The sequence below is a fragment of the Haladaptatus litoreus genome (assembly GCF_900156425.1).
Classification (GTDB): Archaea; Halobacteriota; Halobacteria; order Halobacteriales; family Haladaptataceae; genus Haladaptatus; species Haladaptatus litoreus.
In genome coordinates this window covers 158,558-180,562 of sequence record NZ_FTNO01000005.1, presented here as the reverse complement: position 1 = coordinate 180,562, position 22,005 = coordinate 158,558, and the positions used below count along the sequence as shown (strand labels likewise).

The window sequence follows — 22,005 nt, the reverse complement described above, 5'->3', positions numbered from 1 at the left end:
GACTCCTTCTGCTCGAAACGAAAAATACGGCTACTCCACTGGAGTTACTTCACCCGCCTTCAGTTCATTCGAATGTATTCCATCAATCCGCGTATCGTCGCCTGCAAGTCCGCTTTGTCCACCGGTTTTTCGAGAATCGTCTGTGCCCCCCTGCTGACCGCCTTCTGACGCATTGCGGGCGGAATCTGTGCGGCGAGGACGAGCATCGGAATATCGCGGTCGTTGAGTTGCTCACAGCGCTTCCAGATGTCCTCTGTAAAGCCGTCCACGTCGAGGACGGCGAGTGCCACGTCGTCCCGAACGGAGAGCAGTTCGTCGAACTCGGACATACTCGTCGCGATTTCGACGTCGTAACCACCGTTTTCGAGCAGTCCGGCGAGCAGTTCGAGATTCCGCTCTCGCTTCCCGAGCGCGAGGATAAGGGCCGCCTCACCCATCGTGCATCTCCGATGGCTGTTGCGCCACCTCCGGAGAACCCGAGAGGACGCTGTTGAGTTGGGTCAGCGGTTCTCCGACTTTGAGTCCGTGTTCGGTGATTTTGAACTCGCGAAGCGTGCGTTCGAAGTCGCTCGTCCGCTTTTTCAGCACGCCGATGGCCTTGCGCATCTCGCCCGTCACTTCGAGGTGGCGGAGGAAAACGATATTGTCCGCGAGATAGCTGATTCCCGCCTCCGTCGCTTGGAATTCACCGGTAATGGTGTCGATTTCGTCCACGAGGATGACGGTGACGCCCATGTTTTTCAGATACCGGCAGAGCGAGTGGAGTTTCCGCACCAACACGCGTTCGTCGTCGTCTCGAAGGGAGAGTTTGTAGCCGTCGATACCGTCTATCATGACGATGCTGGTGTCGTTTTCCTCCACGTCTTTCCGAACGCGGTAGGCGAACTCGGTGGCAGAACAGTCGAGCGGTTTCATCTCCTCGACTTCGAGCGCCCCTTGCTCTTGCATCCGTTTGACCGGGATGTTGATGGTTTTGCTCCGTTCACGGAACGTCTCCACCGTTTCCTCGAACATGTACATGACCGAGCGTTCGCCCCGTCCCGCGGCCTCCTTCATGAACTGCGTTCCGACAGTCGTCTTGCCGACACCCGTTGGGCCGCTCAGAATGCTGATCGTTCCGCGTTCGAGACCACCGTGAAGCAGTTGGTCAACTTCCGGAACGCCCGAGGAAACGGATTCGATTTCGAACGTGCGGGAGTGTTCGGTGGGAGAGATTTCCGGATAAACTGCGAGGCCACCCGTTTTGATTCGCATCGCGTGGTCGCCCGCGTTGACCGATGACCCGCGGAATTTCGGGACGCTGATGGTGCGTCCGTGCGTCGAGTGTTCCAGTTCAATCGTGCCGTCGGTCATGTACTGCAAGTCGTCGTCAGACGATTCGTCGCTGTGCTGAGACGTAAACAGAACCGTCGCACCCTGTTCTTTCAGGTAGTGCATGAACGCGATGACCTGCTTCCTGAACTGGTACTCGTCCGATGTCAGATGACGGAGTCGAGTGAGTGGGTCGATGAACACTCGGTCGGGGTCGATGGATTCGACCCGTTCGGTAATCGCTTGTGTGAGCGGTTCCTGTTCGACTTCGCTGGGTGTGAAAATATCGTAGGATTGTTCGTCAACGAACACGTCGGAATCTGGACTCAAATCGAGAAAGTGAACGTCCGAGAGGTCGATGTCGAGCGTCGATGCGTTGTCCCGAATGTCGTCCGCGGATTCCTCCAGATTGACGAACAGAACCGTCTCGTCAGCCTCGACGCCAGCAGTGAGGTAGTTCATCCCGAGAATCGTCTTTCCTGTTCCTGGGTCACCCCGAAGAAGGTAGCTTCGTCTTGCGATGAACCCCCCTCGCAAAATTTCGTCAAGCCCCGTTGTTCCGGTCGATATTTTTGTCAGTTGAGTGTTACTCATACGCTGCGTTGCTATACCTGCTCAGTGAAGCGGTATATTTCTACCGGAGTCTGCACTCTTGAAAATTCGGGGCAGTGGTAGTCGTACCATGATTTATAAAATCCCGACCGAACCGCGCAGTTTTATTTCAACGCCACATTCGGACGAACGAGGATGTACCTCGATTGTTCCCACCCGCTCGACTCGGGCGCGACGGTGTACCCCGGCGACCCACCCGTAAACCGCACGCCACATGCGACCCACGAAACCGACGGCTATCGGGTTATCGACCTCGAACTCGGGAGCCACAGCGGAACCCATATCGACGCCCCGTGTCACACCGAACCCGAGGGGCAAACGCTCGATTCGTTCCCCGTCGAGACGTTCGTTTTCGACGCGCTGCTGGTCGATTGCCGCGAAAAGGCGGCTAGAGAAGCGATTCGCCCCGCCGACCTCCCGGAACCGACCGACGACGACCTGCTCGTCTTTCAGACCGGATGGGACACGTACTGGGGAACGGACGACTATTTCGACCATCCGTATCTAGCTGCCGAAACCGCGAGATGGTGTGCAGTCCACGACTACCACGTCGCTATCGACGCGCTGAACGTCGATCCGACGCCCAGCGAAAACGCAAGTGGCGACGAATCGAGACGCGAAGACGCCGAAGACGAACCCGAAGGAGTTCCCGCCCACCACGAACTCCTCGGAACCGACCACCTCATCGTGGAAAATCTGACCAATCTCGATGGGTTGCCGCGGCGGTTTACGCTTTCCGCATTTCCGCTTTCTGTGGCGGAGGCTGACGGTGCGCCGGTTCGTGCAGTTGCGGAGCATTGAACGTAAACGCGGGTTCTCCTGCGTTTACGTTCAGCGCAGATGACACGCGAACACGTCGTCGTGAAGCGTCTCCGAAACCGTCTCCAGAATCGTCTCCAGATTCTGCGTGTCGTACTGGTTGTACCGAACGAGCGTCTCCAGTGCCTCTTCGTCGCCTGCTTCGTACTGGTGCCAGAGTCGAACCGCGTCCTGTCCGCCGATGTCCATGCCGCCGCGGCTGACGCCGAGTTCGTTTTCGACGGCGCTCAAGCCGCCGGAGAGGCCGAGTCGCTTGCAGGTGTACATCAAATCGAGGTGCGGCGCGTCCATCGACAGGTCGAAGTTGTGTTCCAAGAAAGGCTGGTCGAACCGCTTGCCATTGAACGAGACGAGCAGGTCGGATTCCGAAAATTCGCGCCGGAGGGCCTCGGTCGTGAGGTCGTCGCCCCGAACCAGCGTCTTCGTCTCACCGCCGCGGTGCAGACTGACGGTCGTGACGACGCTCGAATACTTGCTCAAGCCGGTCGTTTCGATGTCGAAAAAGCAAGTGTTCTCCCGAAAATTCTCGTATAGTCGCCAGTTCTCGCCGCTCGGAAATTCGGACGCGAAATATCGCGAGTTGCCGTCGTCCAGATGCTCGCTCGCCGTGGCGATGAACGACTCGATTCTGTCGCCCGTCGCGCTGCCCACGAGCGACGGGTCGAACTCGTCCCAATCTGTTGCGCCGTTTTGCCACAGTTTCTGCTCCGTCTTCTCGCCCACCCCGCGGACGGGAATGAAACTGTTCTCGATTCGCATTGCCGAACCATTTGACGAGAGGGTTAAAGACGTTGCCTCTCGCGGGCGAGAACCACCAGCTCGATGAGAGCGACTACGAATCCGAATCCGGGTTGGCCATTGCTAAGCACGTCCTGTGTTTGCGCCGTGCCGGTGGTCGTCACCGTCGGTGTCGTTTTCGCGGCGTTCGTGGTTTGAGTGTCCGTGTTCGACTCTGGCGAATCCGACTGCCGGTCGTCCGGGGAGTTCGTTTCGGTGCCAGTTCCGGAATCGGGTTCCGTTTCCGCGTTCTCACCAGCGACGCTCACCGCGATGGTCGAGAAGGCGGAAACAGTCGCCGAAAATTCGGCTCCGTCCCGCGTGCTGCGAACGGTGCGCCACTCGCCGCCCCGTCGTTGGGAGACGATAACGTCAGAAAGGGCTGCTCCTGCCGGTAGTTTGGCAGGCGAAACCGAGAACCGAACCGTCGCGGAATCCACGTCGCCGGTTCGGACGTATCGCTCCCGCAGGTCGAGGAGTGCGAGGGCATTCTCCGGTGCGTCGGAAGCGTCATCGACGGAGTTTCCGTCCGCAGTAATCGCGATATTCGCGTCGTTTCGGTCGAACTCGATGCCGACCTCGGTGAACGAAACGGCGGCCGTTTCCTCGCCGGAGAGGTCGGCCCACGCGGTTTCGCCGTCGCGACCGTTCAGCACGTCGATTGCCACGCCGTCGTCGCCGTGCGACGTTTCGACGATTGCTTCGCTGAACCCGGCACCGCCGCCTCCACCCGCACCGCCAGCGCCGCCGTCAGTACCGTTCCCAGCACTACTGTTGTTCCCGGGGGCACCGCCGCCTTCCTCGCTCCAATTTCCAATTTCGAACGTTCGGGCCGCGGAATCGGCGTTTCCGGCGTCGTCATACGCCGTAACCCGCAGCGTTTGTAGGCCGACCGTCTCGAATGTGTTCGAGACGGTCGGAGAGTTCGTTTCTTTCGTCGTTCCGTCATCGAACTCCCAAACGTACCGAGCGATTTTACCCTCGTCCGCCGTCTCCTCGGCGGAGAAGGTGACCGGAACGCCGGAGAGTATCATCGGCGGAACGGAGATGTTCGCAGTCGGTGCGCGCGTGTCCGCCACCGAAATCGTCTCGCTCGTGCTCGCGGTTGCGCCATCGTCGGCAACCGCCGTCACGGTCGAAGAGAACGTCCCGATTTCGGCGTAGCTGTGCGAAACCGTCGGTTTCGTGGTCGTCTCGTCGGTCAGCCCGTCGCCGTCGAAATCCCATCGGTATTCGGAAACAGCGCCGCTCGCGTCCGCGGTGAGCGAAGTCGAATCGCCGAGTTCGACCGAACTTGGGCCAGAGAGACCGGACAGTTCCGGCGGCGCTTCGTCCAGCGAAACCGAGACGTTCGTCGAATCGCGAACGTCGAGGGAGCGAACCGCACCGCCGACGAATCGGTCGGAATCCGGCGGCGACACCCGAATTATCACACGTCCGGCGAGTTCGAGTCCGGGCGACTCGTCGGCGGCGAGTCGCCCGTTTTCGTCTGTTCGGAACGTTTTGCTCGCCGTCGCTCCCGTCGGACTTCGGTGGGTTACCGTAACGTCCGCGTTCGCAACCGGCATCCCGTCGTCGTCGGTGACAGACAACGCCGTCGTGTGGGCCTGTGGGAGTTGCTGGTCGAAATCGACGGATTCCGTGCCGTCGATTCTATCGACGGCGAACAGGTCGGGTGCGCCATCGTGCCGGAAGTCGGATTGGGCAAACGAAACGTGGTGGAACGTCATCCCTTCCAGTTGCTGATTGAACGGAAGCGTCGCGTCGAGTGCGCCGGAATCGTCCAGCGCGAACGAACGATTCTCAGTGTCAGCGAACGTGCGTTCGGTTCGAATATCGACCGAACCCGACGTTGGTGTCCCATCGAATCGGCTGAAACTACCGGACACGTCGATAGTTTCTTTCCCCTCGTCCAACCGAATCGTCAGCGTTTGTTCATTCGTGACGGGTAGATTTCGGCGATACTGACGCTGGACGAACCGCTCTTGCGTCGCCGGGGAGCGAACCGCAATCGAGACGTTTCCGGCGACTTCGACACCCGTGAACGGCGCGCTGTCGGCGCGGTAGAATCCGTCTTCGTTCGTTTCACCGACGATGCCGACCGATGCGCTCGAATCCGCCGCGTGGTCGCGCAGACGAACGCTCACGTCGGAAACCGGATTTCCGTCGGCATCGAGAACGCGCACGTCGAGAACGTGCGCGTTCGGAATAGTAATTTTACCCATATTTTCCAAACTATGACAGATTTCATACATATCAGCGACTCCGTCGCGCTGCCAGTAGTGGTCGTCAGTTTGCTGGTAGAAACCGACCGTTCCGTCTTCATCGAGGCTGAACGAACCGGTTTCGTCGGTCGACGCGTATTGGTGTGTCCCACCGTCGAACGACCAAACGGAGTCGCCGGTGAGTGGGGAACCGTCAGCGGTGGTCAGTCGTCCGGTGGTCGTCGTTTGCGTCGATGCCGCCAGTGGTGTTGTCGGGTCTGTCATCGTCGCTGGCGTCGGTTCGCTTGCTGTCGTCGGAACGTGAGCAACTGCCGGGGCTACGGCCGAGAACAGCACGATGGCGACAACGACGATGCTCGTGATGGTGCGACCGGAGATCAGGTCAGTCGAGTCGGCGTCTGAATGTATCCGTGAAATCATCGCTCGGGGAGTATGGTATGGATACTGTGATAGACAAATTACAAACAGGTAAGAAATTGTGTGTAACTGGACAGACTATATAAACTAATCAGACAGTTAGAGATGGTCGAAAACAAGGAAGGGGAGTGATTCACTGCATCAGCATGCCGCGAATCGTCGCCCGTAGGTCGGCCGTATCGACCGGCTTTTCGAGGATAGAGCGAACCCCACGGCTGATTGCCTCGCGCCGGACGTGCGCAGGCGTCGATGGGGTGAGAACGACGGACGGGATACCCTGTTCGTGCAGATAGCCACATCGCTTCCACAAGTCTGCCGTGAACCCCTCGGTGTCGAGGACGGCGATTTCGATTCGTTCGTCCCCGCGGAGAACGGTGTCGAACTCCCCGACCGTGGTCGTGATGCGCGCCGTGCATCCTTCCTGGTCAACGAGGTCGGCGAGCAGTTCGAGATTTTTTTCGTTCTTGCTGAGGACGAGAACGAGCGATTCATTCTCCATTGTCCAGTGTGGATTCGACTTCAGTCCACTCCGGTGCACCCGACAGAACGCCTCGAAGTCCGGTGAGCGGCTCGCCGACTTCGAGGCCGTGGTCGGTGATTCTGAACTCGCGGAGCGTGCGCTCGAAGTCGCTCGTCCGTTTTTTCAACACACCGATGGCCTTGCGCATCTCGCCCGAAATTTCCAGATGACGGAGGAAGACGATACTGTCCGCGAGGTAGCTGATTCCCGCCTCCGTCGCTTGGAACTCGCCGGTGACGGATTGGATTTCGTCCACGAGAATCACGGACACACCCATATCCTTGAGGTAGCGCGACAGTGTGTGGAGTTTTCTGACGAGCATCTCGTCGCTTTCACTGCTGACCGACAGCTTGTATCCTTGCAAACCGTCGATCATGACGATGTCCGTATCGTTCTCCTCGACTTCGCGCCGAACTTCGCGGGCGAACTCCATGGCCGAATGGTCGAGGGGTTCGACTTCTTCGACTTTGAGCGTACCCTGTTGCATCATCTCCTCGACGGGGATGTCGATGGCCTCGTTCCGCCGCATGAACGTCTGCGTACTTTCTTCGAACATGTAGATGACCGAGCGTTCACCCCTGCTCGCGGCCTCCTTCATGAACTGCGTTCCGGCGGTCGTTTTGCCGACTCCAGTCGGCCCGCTCAACACCGTGACCGTTCCGCGCTCGATACCGCCGTGAAGCAGGTTGTCGATTTCGGTGACGCCGGACGGAATCGGTTCGGCGACGTACTCCCGGTCGTGACCGTTCGTCGCCAGTTCCGGATAGACGGCGAGGCCGCCCTGCTCGATTCGCATCGAGTGTTTGCCCTCTCGAATCGACGACCCGCGGAACTTCGGAACCGAAATGACGCGGCCCATCTCCGGCCGTTCGAGTTGGATGGTGCCATCGGTCATATACTGCAAGTCGTGGTCGGGTGAATCCGGCGTGCTCTCCGACGTGAGCAGTATCGTCGCCCCCTGCTCTTTCAGATAGCGCATAAATGCGATAACCTGTTTTCGGAATTGGTAGGTGTCCGACGTGAGGTGGCGAAGTTTCGTCAACGGGTCGATGAACACCCGGTCGGGTTCTATCGACTCGACACGCTCCGTAATCGCCGTGGTAAGCGGTTCCTGCTCGACTTCGCTCGGCGAGAAAATATCGTAGGACTGTTCGTCAACGAAGACATCGGAATCAGGACTCAAATCGAGGAAGTGAACGTCCGAGAGGTCGATGTCGAGCGTCGATGCATTGTCCCGAATGTCCTCCTCCGATTCTTCTAAGTTAACGAATAGAACCGTCTCACCGGCCTCGACGCCAGTGGTGAGATAGTTCATTCCGAGAATCGTCTTTCCTGTTCCCGGGTCGCCCCGAACGAGATAACTCCGTCCTGGAATAAGACCACTGTGTAGTATCTCGTCCAGTCCAGACACGCCCGTCGATATTCGCTCTGGTGGACTGTGAGTCATACCCTAGTATAGAATCACTGTAACTCGCATATATCTCTATTGGGCGTGAAAGGAAGAAATCACCAGACGGGGAGGTTGTAACACTGTTTTAGTCGTTTTCGGTATGTAAATTTGTAATAGATAATACCAAATCTGATAAAAGTGGGTGCAGTCGCCGAGGACAAAAACATCAGTAAATAGAAAATTACTCAAACGATATTCCGAGTAATCGGTGCGGACTGGCGAATTGGCGACGAATAACAAAGAGCGGTGAATCCCTAGCCCTCCACGATTGCGTGTGTACAAACCTTCGTGATGACACGATTGATGACACGATGTTCCAACCGCGTGCCATCACGAGAGTTCCAGTAACAGACCACGCAAGGTGAACAACACGATGTCAGAGGCGGACAAATATCCGGAAGACACGTCCCGTCGTCGCTTCGTCAAGGGAGTCGTTGGAAGCGCGGCGTTGGCAGGTATCGGGACTGGAACAGTGGCAACGCTAAACTCCGCGACGGCACCGTCCGGCGAAGGCGGTGGTATCATTCAATACTACGGCGTTGAGAACACCGCGGGACCAGCGCCGCGACCGATGCCGCAGATTCCGGTCGAAATCGAGGACAACGGGGACATAAAAGGCGTCTGGCCGGAGGTGCAACAGCAACAGCAGGAGGGTCGAACTATCACCGTCGCCGAACAGCAAATCGGCGGCGTCACGTACTCGTCGGAGTGGTTCCAATACTGTGGCGTCCAGACGTATCCGGGTATCGCGCCGGATGCAGACCAAGACAACTACTTCCGGTACGCGGATTCATCCCAATACGAATGGCAGTCGTCGGACGTAGAAGGCGGGGCAATCGTCAACGTCAGCGACTTCGAAGATTACGAGACGTGGGGCAACGAAATCGGTCAGTCAGGACTCGGAAAGCCCGCTGTGGCGACGTGGCGCTCGCAGGACGTTCCCGCAAGCGGGACGATTCCCGTCCAAATCATCAGAAGCACGCGAATCGAAGAAGCAGCCAACAACAATCAGTGGTTAGGGGCGAGCACGCAACAGGGCTTCATCGCTATCATGGACAAATGCACGCATTTCTGCTGCGTGCCGCTGTTCAAGGGCGACCCCGGAAGCGCGAAGTTCGGTGCCGCGGACGAGATTTACTGTCCGTGCCACCAGTCGGTGTACGACCCCTTCAGCATCGAGCGAACGTCGTTCGTCGCTCTTCCGCGCCCCGACGACAGTTCCGGAAATTCTAGCGAGTGAGACGACTCCGGTTTGACGAACGCAGTCCAGTTGTTAGTCGGCCTGTTCGGGGCGCACGGTCGAACGCGGAGAAAACGGGTCTGCGGCCGCACGAATGACGGCGACGGCCCCGACGGCGAGACAGCCGAATCCGGCCAGTGCAACCAACGGCGAGGTGGCGTCAGCCACCGCGCCGCCAGCAGTTCTGGCGACCAGAAAGACGAGCGCGTGAACCATCGAAACGCCGCTGAGCGTAGTCGCCCGTCCGTGAGAGGCGACGCGGTCGTTGACGAACGTGCTTCCGAGCGTGTCCGTGACCGTGTTCGCGCCGCGGGAAAGGAAGAAAACGGGTAGAGCGACGGCGTGAACCGAACTGGCGACGAGGAGGACGACGGCGAGCAGTGTCGGCCCGACGACGAACCAGCGCCCGACCCCGATTCGACGGCCAATCGCGTCGGCAGTCGAGGAACCGACCGCCGCGGCGAGCATCAGGCCCGCGTACAGCGGGCCAAGCGTGGACGGCCGAAAGCCGATAGATAGCGCAACTGGTTGGACGAACACCTCGACCGTTTCCGGCACCGCGAGGACGATTCCGGAGAGGAGGACGAACGAGCGAACCGTTCGGTTCGAAACGACCGAGACGAGGGCGGTTCTCGCTTCCGCGAGCGAGAACCCTTGGTTCGAGCGGGAGGCGGCGGGTTCTGGAAGCGTTAGAACGACCAGCGCGCCAATCGCGGTCAGCACGCCCGCGAGGAGAAACGGCAAGGCAGACCAATTTTCGTAGAGCGCGCCGCCGACCAAGGCGGAAATCGCGGCAGAGGCGTAGAAAACGCCAGTCGCTCTGCCCCGGACCCGGGTGTACGTCTCGGTCGCGTCGTGGTCGGTGAGCGTGTCGTACAGCCACGCGTCCGTGCTTCCGGAGCGGAAGGTCGCTGCGACGCCCCAGAAGCCCCAGAAGAAGACGAAACCGGCCAAAGAATCGGCGAACGCGAAGCCGAAATGGGTGACGGAGATGAGGACAGAACCAACGAAGAGGCTGTTTCGGCGACCGATTCGGTCGCCGACGTAGCCCGTCGGAATCTCGCCGAGAAGCGTCCCGGCGAAAAACATCCCGGCGGCGAGGCCGACGCCAGCGAGGTCGAGGCCCTGTGAGAGCGCGTGCACCGTCAGAATCGGATAGACGAAACCGCCGGAGGTGAGGCCGCGATAGCTGTAGAACCGAATGATGAGCGAATCGGTGGACGAATGGGTGTGTTGTGACATCGAGCGTAGTGTTCGTAATCGAAGATGCAGACGGGGGTAATAATCGCTCGTAGAAAATCGGTTCAGTTGCCGAGATTACACGAATGGCGTTCGCCTCCGACTCCAATCAGTAGCTTTTGTTCGGTTCTCCGTGTCGGTTCAATCGATGGATTCTGTGCCGGTCGAGGCAACCAACGAGCGCATTCGAGACGCCTTCCAGCTGCTGGCGAACGAAACCCGACTGGAGATCCTCTTCGCGCTCTGGAACGCGCCGGAGTGGACGGCGACGTTTACGGAACTGAAAGACGCCGTCGGAATGCGTGACAGTGGCCAGTTTCAGTACCATCTGAACCAACTCGCCGGAACGTTCATCCGACGAACCGATGACGGCTACACCCACCTTGCTAGCGGAATCGCCCTCTACCGGGCGATGCTCGGGAGTGTGGCTGGAACCGAATCAATCGACTCGATTCCGCTCGATGAATTCTGTCCCGACTGCGAAAATCGCCTCCGATTGACCTACGAAAATCAGGTGTTTTTCGCGCGCTGTTCGGCCTGCGACGAGACAGTGCTGAGTTCGCCGTTTCTCCCTGCCGGACTCGACAACCGAATCGACGACGAACGCCTCTGGGCGTTCGACCGCTGGACGCGCCGACTGGTCGGGAACCTCCGCGACGGTGTCTGTCCATGGTGTGCGAGCAGGGTCAACCACGAACTTTCCGTCGAGGATTCGACGGAAAGTTCAGCAGAAAGCGAAGGAGGGTCGAACGTCCGAATCGTCCATACCTGCAATCGCTGTGGCGGATTCTTGAAAACGACCGTCGGCGAGAACGTCATCGACCATCCGGCCGTGATTTCGTTCTTCTACGACCGCGGGAAAGACATCACGTCGATTCCTCACTGGAAACTCGATTTCTGTACGAGCGATGAAGGAGTCGAACTGATTTCGGAAGAGCCGGTAGAGATACGGCTGACGATTCGAGAGGCGGGAGACGAACTGCGCCTTCTGTTCGGCGACGATTGCTCTGTCACCGAAATCAGTCGGGCGGAACCACGAGATAGCACCCACAAGTAATCGATAGGACGCCGTTTGTCACTCCCTCTCTCCGGAGACGACCCGAGCGAAGCTTTATAGCCGAAAACGAAGCAGTCGAAGGCGATGGCCGACGAAACCGGGAGTCCCGAGTCGCGCAATCCGACGCCTCGCTACAAGGGCCGCCCCTCTCCGACAAACGTCCGCGAAATCGCGCGGTTTTTCTTGAAAATCGGGTTCGTCGGATTCGGTGGCCCACTCGTCCACATCGCCATGATGGAAGACGAACTCGTCGGCGAGGACAGTCGGGAGTGGACCGACGAATCGACGTTCATGGAAGGCCTCGCCATCTGCAACATGCTTCCCGGCCCGGCCTCGACGCAACTCGGGATTTTCATGGGATGGATTCGCGGCGGCACTCCCGGCGCGATAGTGGCCGGGGCGTGTTTCATGTTTCCGGCGTTCGCCATCATCATCGCGCTCTCGTATCTCTATTTCGCCTACGGGGAACTGCCCGCGATACAGGACGGACTCCTTTACGCGGTCAACCCAATCGTCATCGGCCTCATCGTCGGGTCGGCCTATTCGATGGCCCGGAGCGCGCTGGGGCAGGCTGACGCCGATTTCGGGTTCGAAATCGGCGGCGATTCGTGGACGATAGACACGAAACTCCTCTTCTTGCTGGTCGCCGCACTCGTCGCCACGGTGCTGTTCAATCCGAACCCGGTGCTCGAATTTGCCGTGGCGGGAATACTTGCCCTCGTCATCTACCGCCGAGAGTGGGTCACGTCGAATCTCGGCCGAGTGTCGCTCGCGGCAGTCGTCGGCCTCTCGCTTGTGGGACTGTATCTCGTCCGCGATAGCATCGCTGAACTCGTCTGGTCGGGGGCCAGACGAATCGGCGTGTATGCCGCGGCCACCAGCATCGCCGGAACGCTGTGGGCGAACACGTGGCTGAAACTCGTCTTGTTCATGCTCTACACCGGGTCGTTCATCTACGGCGGCGGGCTGGTGCTCATTCCCTTCATCGAGAAGTACGTCGTCACGGAGTTCGGGTGGATGACCACCGCGACGTTCGTGGACGGCATTGCGCTCGGCCAACTGACGCCCGGCCCGGTTGTGATGACGACTGCGTTCGTCGGCTACGAACTACTCCTTCCACAGGGCGTTCCGATGGCGGTTCTCGGCGCGTTCGTCGCCGCACTTGCGGCGTTCGCACCCTCATTCGTCTTCATCGTGGCGATGTTTCCTTACGTGGCGAGAGTGCGCGACAATCCACAGGTCAGAACCGCACTCGTCGGTATCAACGCCGCAGTCGTCGGGGCGATTTTGGGTGCAACCGTCTCGCTGGCACAGGAAGCGATTATCGACCCCCTCACCGCCGCACTCGCAGTCGTGACGTTCGCGCTGTTCGTCCGCGGAGTACAAGCAGTGACGCTCATTCTCGGTGGCGGAGTCGTGGGTATTGCAGCATTCTATCTGCTCTGAAATTCAAGAGACAGTGAACGCCGGGGTCGGACGAAATCGGTGCAGTCTTTTGGATTTCTAGAGATATATACAGAAAGGTAACCAAGAACAAATATAGAAAGCTATCCAGATATATAAAAAATATCCAGACGGGAATACATCGAGAGTACCATTCCGATAGCTACTCTGAAGCCGGTTCTAGCTCCTCACAGTTCAACCAGCAAACCCGGAAGGAACGTGGGGGAACCGCAGGGCTAAGTCGAAAACGACCCTATCTCGTACCATGAGAATGCTCGTGGACGGCGAGTGGCAGACGGATGCCTACGAGACGACGAACGAGGAAGGCGAGTTCGAGCGCCAAACAACGACGTTTCGGGACTGGGTCGAAGCGGACGAAGACGCCGAATTTCCGGCGGAGTCGGGACGCTATCACCTCTACGTCTCCTCCGCTTGTCCGTGGGCGCATCGGACACTGGTCACGAGGGCGCTGAAAGGACTAGAAGACGCGATTTCGGTGTCGGTCGTTGACCCCTACAGACAGGACGATGGCTGGGAGTTCTCGCCCGACAGGTTGGGCTGCACCGCCGATACAGTGAACCGAGCGGAATATCTGCGCGACGTGTACACCGAAGCAGACCCGGAATTTACCGGGCGCGTGACGGTGCCGGTGCTGTGGGACAAAAAGAAAGGGACCATCGTCAACAACGAATCGGAGGAAATCATGCGGATGCTCGACACCGCGTTCGACGACGTTGCAGAACGAGACGTGACGTTCTATCCCGACGAGTACCGCGACGAGGTTGACGAAACCATCGACGCAATTTACGAACCAATCAACAACGGCGTCTATCGGTCGGGATTCGCCGACACCCAATCCGCATACGAGAAGGCGGTAACCGAGTTGTTCGGCGCGTTAGACCACTGGGAGGACGTGCTCGCCGACCAGCGGTATCTGGTCGGCGACGAACTGACGGAGGCCGACTTCGCCATGTTCACGACGCTCGTGCGATTCGATGCGGTGTACGCGACGCATTTCAAATGCAACATCCGGCGAATCGTGGACTACCCGAACCTGTGGAACTACCTGAAGGAGTTGTATCAACTGCCGGGAGTTTCGAAGACGGTGCGGATGGACCACATCAAAGAACACTACTACCGAAGTCACACAGACATCAATCCGAAAGGAATCGTTCCGAAGGGGCCGGAACTCGACTTCGAAGAGTCACACGACAGAGAACGGTTGGCTGGCGGGCCGCCGGAAGCACTTCGACAGTAGCGTCTCCGAAACGTGGTTTTCTGACGTGAAGTCTACACACTACTCGTCGGACTCCCGGAGTTTGCGCCGCTGAATCTTGCCGGTCGTCGTTTGCGGGAGTTCGGCGACGAACTCGATTTTTCGGGGATACTCGTATTTGGCCAGTTTGTCGCGCACTAGCGTTCGGATTTCCTCCCGGAAGGCGTCGTCCCCGTCTCGGGTCGAAGCGGGTTGCACGAACGCTGCGACGATTTCGCCGCGGGTGTCGTCCGGAACGCCGACGACGCCGACCTGTTCCACGTCCGGATGTTCCAGAATTGCGCTTTCGACTTCGCCCGGCCCGACTCGGTACCCGCTCGTGATGATTACGTCGTCGTCACGTGATTTGAACCAGAAGTAGCCGTCCGAATCGCGGGAGCCGAGGTCGCCGGTGAGATGCCAGCCATCGAGGGTCACCGCCCCCGTTTTTTCGGCTTGATTCCAGTACTCCTCGAAAACGATTGGGTCGTCTTCGCGCTTGACAGCAATCATCCCCACGTCGCCGATGGCCTTCTCCTCGCCGGAAATCGGGTCGATGATGGCGATTTCGTGGCCCGGAACGGGCTTTCCCATGCTTCCGGCGCGAACCGGGAACCAATCACCACAGTTGGCGACGAGGAGGTTCGCCTCGGTTTGGCCGTACAGTTCGTTGACCGAGACGCCGTCTAGTTCCGTTGCGGCCCAGTCGATGATTTCGGGAGTGAGCGGTTCGCCGCCCGAACAGATGTTTCGGAGCGACAACTCGTACGTTTCCGTGGGATTCTCGACGCCCATCATCATTCGAATCGCAGTGGGCGGGAGGAACGTGTCGGTGACCGAAAACTGCTCCAGCAGTTCGTAGGCGGTTTCGGCGTCGAAGCCGCCCATCGGACAGCCGACGACGGTTTCGCCGTAGTGCCACGCCGGAAACAGCACATCGCCCAGCGCCCCAATCCACGCCCAATCCGCGGGCGTCCAGTACACCGAATCGGCGGGCGAACCCGACGATTCAGCCAATTCTGCCGATTCCGCCGATTCAACAGAGTCGCCAGATTCCACGGTTTTACCAGTTCGCTCGAAGTACATATGAAACGCCGGACAGTGGCCAAGCCAGAGGTCGTGAGTGTGCAGGACGCCTTTCGGCGGGCCGGTCGAACCGCTGGTGTAGATGATGATGGCGGGCGTGTCGGGGGTCGTTTCCGCGATGCCGAACGATTCTGACCGGTCTGTGCAAAACTCATCGAAATCGTAGCTGTCGTTGCTATCGTTGTTGTGGTTGCTATCGTTGCTGTGGTTTTCATCCCCGCCCTCGGGAGCGATTCCGTCGGCAACGGAATCGCTCCTATCGACTTCGATGACGTGTTCCAAGTCCGGGCAGTCCTCCCGAACCGTATCGAGCGTTGCTCGGACGGACGAATCCACGACGACGACTTTAGCCCCGCTGTCGTTCAGTCGATAGCGTAGGGAATCCTCGCCGAACAGAATCGAAAGCGGGAGCGAAATTGCACCGAGTTTCCAGCAGGCGAGATGGGTCAGGGGATTCGCCGGTTTCTGTGGAACCACGACGGCAACTCTGTCGCCTCGTCCCACGCCGAGGTCGGACAGACCGTTGGCCAGTCGATTCGAGCGAACGTCCAAATCGCGAAAGGAGTAGGTTTCGTGCCGACCGTCGAGATAATACTGTTCCAGCGCGGTGGCGTCCAAATCGTCGTGTTTCCGAAGCAAGTCGTAAGCGATGTTGTAGTCGTCGGGGATAGTGTCCCACGAGAACTCGTTTTTGGCGTCCTCGTAGGAGAGAAAATCGGGTGCGAGATGCCAAGTCATGCCACTATGTTTCGGAGCATCTCGTATAAGTTCGTGTGTCGTGAGATTCGAAACGTATCCGCCACCGGATTTATTGTATCTCGGAAACAGTAACCAGCATGAACACCGACAGAGACGATTTAGCGGACGAGTTCGACTTCGACGGCGAACTGCCGGAGACGGTCAACCGGGCCGCAATCGAGCGGATGCGAACCGTCGCGAGAGTGTTCGACGACCTCGTTCGCGTCCCCGGAACCGACTTCCGCGTCGGAATCGACCCGATTCTCGGCGCGCTTCCGGGGGTCGGCGACGTCATCAGCGCCGGACTCTCGCTGTACATCGTCGTCGAAGCGGCGTGGTTGGGCGTCTCGTTCACCACGTTGCTACGAATGATTGCGAACATCGCAATCGACGTGGTCGGCGGGACGATTCCGATAGTTGGCGGCATCGTGGACGCGGTGTGGAAGGCGAACAAGCGCAACCTCGAACTGGTGCTTTCCGACCTCGCCGAGGAACCGTGGGGCGACGGGTTCGAAAACAGGGACGACGTCGTCGAAATCGAAGTCGAATAATCGCGTTCGAAGTCGGTGAAAAAGGCCGAACCGGGGAAAACGTATTTTTAGGCTCGGTGAGCAATCCCTTGACATGGTGATGAAAGAGTCCGAGGCCGAAATCGAGCGCGACGACCCGGTGCCGAACTTCGAACTTCGCGGCACCGACGAGGAAACCTACACCCTCGGCGATTTTGCGGAGTACGAGGCAGTCCTGCTGGTGTTCACCTGCAATCACTGTCCCTACGCGCAGGCAAAGTTCGACCTGCTGAACGACATCGCGGCGGAGTACGGCGATGTGGCCGTCGTCGGCGTGAATTCGAACGACGCCGAGGAGTATCCGGACGACTCCTTCGAAGCCATGCAGGAGTGGGTCGAGGACGGTGAAATTCAGTACGACGCCTACCTTCACGACGAGACGCAGGAAGTGGCCAAGGCCTACGGCGCGGTCTGTACGCCCGACCCGTTCCTCCTTCGTAACGAAGGGCACGAGGCGCAACGCGCCTCGGAACGGTCGAGCGGTGACGAGCCGCGAGACGACGAGTTCACCCTCGCCTATCACGGACGATTGGACGACGCACTCAATCCGGACGACGAACCCACCGAGTTCCACATCCACGACGCAATCGAGTCCGTGCTGGCGGGCGAGGACGTGGCGTTGGAGTTCCTGCCCTCGCGCGGCTGTTCCATCAAGTGGAAGTAATCTCTCACGGGGAAAATCGCGGTAACACCTGTGTCTGCAAGGGACACGAGCGTAACCGAATCATGCAGCCATCGTTTATAACTGGGTTTGTGTACTCCGTGTGAGTATGTGCGAAGCAACTGACGACACATCCGAGAATGACGTTTCAAAATCGACCGCGTTCAGGGTCGCCAGACTGCTGTACGGCGGCGTTATCGTGTTCACTGCAATCTCCGGGCTTCGGAATATCGAAGCCCAAACTGCGTACGCCGAATCGAAGGGAATCCCGATGCCGGAAGAGTCGGTCGTCTCCTCGCACGGACTGCTACTTCTCGGCGGGGTCGGTATCAGCATCTGGCGCTTCCCCGCCCTCGCGGCCAGTTCTATCGTCGCGTTCTTCGCGGGCGTCACCCCGACGATACACGACTTCTGGAGCCACGACGGCCAAGAGCGCCAGAACGAGAAAAATCACTTCCTGAAAAACGTCGCGCTCGCGGGTGCGGCACTCGCGTTCCTCGGTATCGGCGAGAAAAAGAACTGAATTTTCGACTCTCAGAGCCTCTAACGGCGTCTTTCAGCAACCTTGCCCACCGAGTTCGGCGGTCTACCGCCGAACTCGTTCGACGCGCTGTTGCCCTCGTTCTTTGGCGATTTCGAATTTGGCGCGTGCGACCGGACGTTTCTCCCCGATTACTGCGCCGACGAACGCGCCGATGGCACCGCCGGTGCTCGCCGCTCTGCTGTTGATTAGTCCGCCGAGTCCACCACCGATTGCCCCGCCGATTGCGGCGTGACGAGCGCGACTGATGGCGCGCTCGATGCGAATGGAACGCATAGAAGCAGTAACGCCGTGCAATCAGATAAATGATTCTCGGGGAAAAACGCACGAAGACATAGATTTAATCGGGAACAGCACCGTTTCAACATCGTGTCTGTCAAGTCGTCGCTTCTGGTCTTGGTAGTCGTCTCGGCAGTCGTCCTCGCAGGCTGTTCGTCTGTACCGTCTCCGACGACGCAGACGAACACTCCCGCAGACGAAACGGACGAAGCGGGCGCCGGAGAAACGATTGCCGGAGAAACAACAGGCGAAGCGTGGACTGTCACAATCACGAGAATCGTAGACGGCGACACGGTGGAGTTCGAATACCGAAACGGAACACAGGAGACGGCCCGACTGCTCGGCGTGGACACGCCCGAGGTGCACACCGCAAACGACCCCGAAGAGTTCGAAGGCGTCTCGAACGACGAATCCGGAGCGACATGCCTGCGCGATTGGGGCCACAAAGCGAGTGAGTTCGCTCGAAGCGAACTCGCGGACGAACAGGTGACGATTTCTTTCGACCCGAACGAAGGCCCGCGTGATAGGTACGACCGACTGCTGGTGTACATCCACGACGACGGGAAGTCGTTCAACTATCAGTTGGTAAAGCAGGGCTACGCCCGCGTCTACGACAGCGAGTTCGAACAGCGCGAGCGATTCTACTCTGCTGAATCGGAGGCTCAGCAGGGAAACGTCGGGTTGTGGGAGTGCCGAGATGGTTCTGGTAGTTCTCGAACTACGGAAAACACGGGTGGCAAAACCGACTTCACCATCGCCCAGATTCACGCCGATGCCGAGGGGAACGACCACGAGAATCTGAACGACGAGTACATCGTCCTGCGAAACGGCGGAACCGACGCACTCGACATTTCCGGGTGGTCGATTTCGGACGACTCCGGCCACACCTACCGCGTTCCGTCCGGCATTTCGCTGGAATCGGGCGCGACCGTCACGCTCTACACCGGGAGTGGGTCGGATTCGGCGGCGGAACTGTACTGGGGGTCTGATAGTGCGGTTTGGAACAACGGCGGGGATACGATTATCGTCCGGAATGAGAGTGGTGACGTGGTGCTTCGGGAGGAATATTCAGGGTAAACGCGACAGTCAAAAAGCCGGAGAACGCAGACTCCGCATCTCACCGCTTTCCCGACTTTTACCTCCCTTCCCGACGACTCCCGTGCATGGAGTACAGAACACTCGGTGCAACCGGTACGAAAGTCTCGGAACTCTGTTTCGGTACGTGGCGATTCGCCAAGGAATCCAACGGCACGGTCGAAACCGACCGCAAGACAGCCCACGATTTGCTCGATACGGCGTGGGAGAACGGCATTAATTTCATCGACACGGCAAATGTCTACGGCGACCCGAACGGAACCAGCGAGGAGTGGATAGGCGATTGGCTCGCGGACTACGACCGCGAGGACTTCGTCATCGCCTCGAAAGTCTACTTCTCGTTCGACAGCGACAACCCGAACGGACGCGGCCTCTCGCGCAAACACATTCGAAAGCAGATTCAAGAAACGCTCGACCGACTCGGAACCGACTATCTCGATTTGTACTACATCCACCGCTGGGACGAGGAAACGCCAATCGAGGAGACGCTTTCGACCCTGAACGGCCTCGTGGAGGACGGAAAGGTGAACTATTTGGGCGCCAGTTCGATGGCGGCGTGGCAGTTGACCAAGGCGCTCTGGGAGAGCGACGTGAACGATGTGGCGCGGTTCGACGTTACCCAACCGATGTACCACGCCGCAGCGGGTGGTGACGTACAGGACTATCTCGATGTCTGTGCCGACCAAGACATCGCGGTCTGCCCGTATTCTCCACTGGCGGGCGGGTTCCTGACCGGAAAATACGAGCGCGACGGCGAGGTTCCGGAAGGCTCTCGTGGCGACCTAACCGACCGATTCGAGGATTATTACATGTCGGAAGACGGCTGGCAGGTGTTGGACGAAATTCAATCCATCGCGGACGACCTCGATGCGACACCCGCACAGGTTTCACTTCGATGGCTCATTCAACAGCGCGACTTTTCCTGCATTCCAATCGTCGGGGCACGAACGACGGAGCAGTTGGAAGAAAACGTCGGTGCCGCCGATATTGAGCTTTCGGCGGAACAGTACGACCGAATCGCCGACGCGAGCTAATCCGGCGAAATCGGTGGGAAAACTAATTATTCTTCGTGCCGTGTGTTTGACGAGGTGTGCGGGGTGGGGGAGAAACCGGCACACTGAATGGGGGAACAATGACGGACACATACGTCGGCGCGATAGACCAAGGAACGACCGGCACGCGGTTCATGCTGTTCGACCACGACGGTCGGGTCGTCGCCAGCGCCTACGAGAAGCACGAACAGAACTATCCGGAACCGGGATGGGTCGAACACGACCCGCTCGAAATCTGGGAGAACACACAAAATGTAGTCACGACTGCGCTTTCCGACGCCACCGTTTCCGCTGACCAGTTGGAGGCAATCGGCATCACGAACCAGCGTGAGACGACGCTGTTGTGGGACAAAGATTCGGGGAGACCGGTACACAATGCCATCGTTTGGCAAGACCGCCGAACCACGGACCGAGTGGAGCAAATCGAGGACGAGGACAAAGTCGAGATGGTTCGGTCGAAAACCGGCCTCGAACCGGACGCCTACTTCTCGGCGACGAAAGCCGAGTGGTTGCTGGACAACGCCGACCCGATAAAACTCCAGCGCGCCCGGCCGCAGGACATCCGTGAACGGGCGGAGGAGGGCGAAATCCTGTTCGGCACCATCGACTCGTGGCTGATTTACAACCTGACGGGCGAACACATCACGGACGTGACGAACGCCTCGCGGACGATGCTGTTCGACATCCACGAGATGGACTGGGACGCCGAACTCTGCGAGGAGTTCGACGTTCCGAGAGAGATGCTTCCGGAGGTTCGGCCATCCAGCGACGACGAGACGTATGGTTCGACCGATTCGGAGGGATTCCTCGGTGCGGAAGTGCCCGTCGCGGGTGCCTTCGGCGACCAGCAGGCCGCCCTGTTCGGGCAGACCTGCTTCGATGAAGGGGACGCGAAAAACACCTACGGGACGGGCAGTTTCTTCCTGCTCAACACGGGCGAGGAAGCAGTCGAGAGCGAGCACGGCTTGCTCACGACGGTCGGCTTCCAGCGTTCCGGACAACCGGTACAGTACGCGCTCGAAGGCTCGATTTTCGTCACGGGCGCGGCAATCGAATGGCTGGTCGATGTCGGATTCATCGACGACGCGGCGGAAACCGAGTCGATGGCTAGAAGCGTCGATTCGACGGATGGGGTGTACATGGTGCCCGCATTCACTGGACTGGGCGCACCACACTGGAACCAGCGCGCTCGCGGAATCGTCGTCGGGATGACTCGCGGAACCCGGAAAGAACACATCGTTCGGGCCACGCTCGAAAGCATCGCGTACCAGACGCGCGACGTGGCCGACGCGATGGAGGCCGACAGCGGTATCGAAGTCGAATCGCTGAAAGTCGATGGCGGCGCGGTGAAGAACAACTTCCTCTGTCAACTCCAAGCCGACATTTTGGGGGCGGACATCGTTCGCCCGGTCGTAGACGAGACGACGGCGCTCGGGTCGGCCTACGCCGCCGGACTCGCGGTTGGCTACTGGGATTCGGTGGACGACCTTCGGGACAACTGGCAGGTTGACCGCGAGTTCGAAGCCTCGATGGCGAGCGAGGAAGCGGACAGGAAACACGAGCGCTGGGTCGATGCCGTGGAGCGTTCTCTCGACTGGGCGCAGGAAGGAGGTGGATGA

General features: G+C 59.0%; 20 protein-coding genes. 11 read left to right on the top strand and 9 right to left on the bottom strand.

Features of this window, described 5'->3' with window-relative positions; all coding sequences use genetic code 11:
* Positions 1-59: 59 nt before the first annotated feature.
* Positions 60-437, bottom strand: a complete 378-nt coding sequence (locus tag BW974_RS18920) for a response regulator (RefSeq protein ID WP_076431866.1) — start codon at positions 435-437, stop codon at positions 60-62.
* The gene (locus BW974_RS18915) at positions 430-1,905 is read right to left on the bottom strand and encodes an ATPase domain-containing protein (protein WP_076431864.1); all 1,476 of its coding nucleotides are present in this window, start codon (positions 1,903-1,905) and stop codon (positions 430-432) included. The genes BW974_RS18920 and BW974_RS18915 overlap by 8 nt, the downstream gene beginning before the upstream one ends.
* A gap of 153 nt (positions 1,906-2,058) precedes the next feature.
* Here BW974_RS18915 and BW974_RS18910 point away from each other — a divergent pair, with 153 nt between their 5' ends.
* On the top strand, positions 2,059-2,724 hold the full coding sequence (locus BW974_RS18910) for a cyclase family protein (RefSeq protein WP_076431862.1): 666 nt from the start codon (positions 2,059-2,061) through the stop codon (positions 2,722-2,724).
* Between the two features lie 30 nt (positions 2,725-2,754).
* Here BW974_RS18910 and BW974_RS18905 read toward each other — a convergent pair whose 3' ends face one another.
* The 4 genes from BW974_RS18905 to BW974_RS18890 form a co-directional block, all read right to left on the bottom strand.
* On the bottom strand, positions 2,755-3,501 hold the full coding sequence (locus BW974_RS18905; RefSeq protein ID WP_076431860.1) for a ribonuclease H-like domain-containing protein: 747 nt from the start codon (positions 3,499-3,501) through the stop codon (positions 2,755-2,757).
* A 23-nt stretch (positions 3,502-3,524) separates the two neighbouring features.
* Positions 3,525-6,164: a PKD domain-containing protein gene (locus BW974_RS18900; RefSeq protein WP_076431858.1), complete on the bottom strand. Its 2,640-nt coding sequence runs from the start codon at positions 6,162-6,164 to the stop codon at positions 3,525-3,527.
* A 130-nt stretch (positions 6,165-6,294) separates the two neighbouring features.
* Positions 6,295-6,660, bottom strand: coding sequence for a DNA-binding transcriptional response regulator (locus BW974_RS18895; protein ID WP_076431856.1), 366 nt, complete (start codon positions 6,658-6,660; stop codon positions 6,295-6,297).
* The gene (locus tag BW974_RS18890) at positions 6,650-8,128 is read right to left on the bottom strand and encodes an ATPase domain-containing protein (protein ID WP_076431854.1); all 1,479 of its coding nucleotides are present in this window, start codon (positions 8,126-8,128) and stop codon (positions 6,650-6,652) included. Before BW974_RS18890 ends, BW974_RS18895 begins: the two co-directional genes overlap by 11 nt.
* Before the next feature lie 376 nt (positions 8,129-8,504).
* Between BW974_RS18890 and BW974_RS18885 the strand changes: the two genes are divergently transcribed.
* On the top strand, positions 8,505-9,371 hold the full coding sequence (locus BW974_RS18885; protein ID WP_076431852.1) for a QcrA and Rieske domain-containing protein: 867 nt from the start codon (positions 8,505-8,507) through the stop codon (positions 9,369-9,371).
* A 33-nt stretch (positions 9,372-9,404) separates the two neighbouring features.
* Here BW974_RS18885 and BW974_RS18880 read toward each other — a convergent pair whose 3' ends face one another.
* Positions 9,405-10,613, bottom strand: a complete 1,209-nt coding sequence (locus tag BW974_RS18880) for an MFS transporter (RefSeq protein WP_076431850.1) — start codon at positions 10,611-10,613, stop codon at positions 9,405-9,407.
* A gap of 145 nt (positions 10,614-10,758) precedes the next feature.
* Here BW974_RS18880 and BW974_RS18875 point away from each other — a divergent pair, with 145 nt between their 5' ends.
* The 3 genes from BW974_RS18875 to BW974_RS18865 all read left to right on the top strand — a co-directional run bounded on the left by BW974_RS18875 (position 10,759) and on the right by BW974_RS18865 (position 14,368).
* On the top strand, positions 10,759-11,667 hold the full coding sequence (locus tag BW974_RS18875; RefSeq protein WP_076431848.1) for a winged helix-turn-helix domain-containing protein: 909 nt from the start codon (positions 10,759-10,761) through the stop codon (positions 11,665-11,667).
* Between the two features lie 84 nt (positions 11,668-11,751).
* Positions 11,752-13,113 (top strand): chromate efflux transporter, encoded by a 1,362-nt coding sequence (gene chrA / locus BW974_RS18870; RefSeq protein WP_076431846.1) that lies wholly within the window; start codon positions 11,752-11,754, stop codon positions 13,111-13,113.
* 262 nt (positions 13,114-13,375) lie between these two features.
* Positions 13,376-14,368: a glutathione S-transferase family protein gene (locus tag BW974_RS18865; protein WP_076431844.1), complete on the top strand. Its 993-nt coding sequence runs from the start codon at positions 13,376-13,378 to the stop codon at positions 14,366-14,368.
* 39 nt (positions 14,369-14,407) lie between these two features.
* Here BW974_RS18865 and BW974_RS18860 read toward each other — a convergent pair whose 3' ends face one another.
* Entirely contained in the window at positions 14,408-16,189 is a 1,782-nt protein-coding gene (locus BW974_RS18860) for an acetate--CoA ligase (protein ID WP_076431842.1), read from the bottom strand.
* A gap of 98 nt (positions 16,190-16,287) precedes the next feature.
* On the opposite strand from BW974_RS18860, the gene BW974_RS18855 reads away from it, so the two are divergent.
* The 3 genes from BW974_RS18855 to BW974_RS18845 all read left to right on the top strand — a co-directional run bounded on the left by BW974_RS18855 (position 16,288) and on the right by BW974_RS18845 (position 17,942).
* Positions 16,288-16,740 (top strand): DUF4112 domain-containing protein, encoded by a 453-nt coding sequence (locus BW974_RS18855; protein ID WP_076431840.1) that lies wholly within the window; start codon positions 16,288-16,290, stop codon positions 16,738-16,740.
* A 79-nt stretch (positions 16,741-16,819) separates the two neighbouring features.
* On the top strand, positions 16,820-17,422 hold the full coding sequence (locus BW974_RS18850) for a thioredoxin family protein (RefSeq protein WP_076432259.1): 603 nt from the start codon (positions 16,820-16,822) through the stop codon (positions 17,420-17,422).
* A gap of 106 nt (positions 17,423-17,528) precedes the next feature.
* The gene (locus BW974_RS18845; RefSeq protein ID WP_076431838.1) at positions 17,529-17,942 is read left to right on the top strand and encodes a DoxX family protein; all 414 of its coding nucleotides are present in this window, start codon (positions 17,529-17,531) and stop codon (positions 17,940-17,942) included.
* Between the two features lie 63 nt (positions 17,943-18,005).
* On the opposite strand, the gene BW974_RS18840 is transcribed toward BW974_RS18845, so the two are convergent.
* Positions 18,006-18,236 carry a hypothetical protein gene (locus BW974_RS18840; RefSeq protein WP_076431836.1) on the bottom strand — a complete coding sequence of 77 codons (231 nt, stop codon included), beginning with the start codon at positions 18,234-18,236 and terminating at the stop codon, positions 18,006-18,008.
* Positions 18,237-18,329: 93 nt separating this feature from the next.
* Between BW974_RS18840 and BW974_RS18835 the strand changes: the two genes are divergently transcribed.
* The 3 genes from BW974_RS18835 to glpK all read left to right on the top strand — a co-directional run bounded on the left by BW974_RS18835 (position 18,330) and on the right by glpK (position 22,005).
* Positions 18,330-19,316 (top strand): lamin tail domain-containing protein, encoded by a 987-nt coding sequence (locus BW974_RS18835; RefSeq protein ID WP_245800195.1) that lies wholly within the window; start codon positions 18,330-18,332, stop codon positions 19,314-19,316.
* An 86-nt stretch (positions 19,317-19,402) separates the two neighbouring features.
* Positions 19,403-20,368 (top strand): aldo/keto reductase, encoded by a 966-nt coding sequence (locus tag BW974_RS18830; RefSeq protein WP_076431832.1) that lies wholly within the window; start codon positions 19,403-19,405, stop codon positions 20,366-20,368.
* Between the two features lie 98 nt (positions 20,369-20,466).
* A complete protein-coding gene (gene glpK / locus BW974_RS18825) occupies positions 20,467-22,005 on the top strand; it encodes a glycerol kinase GlpK (RefSeq protein ID WP_076432256.1) in 1,539 nt (512 codons plus the stop codon).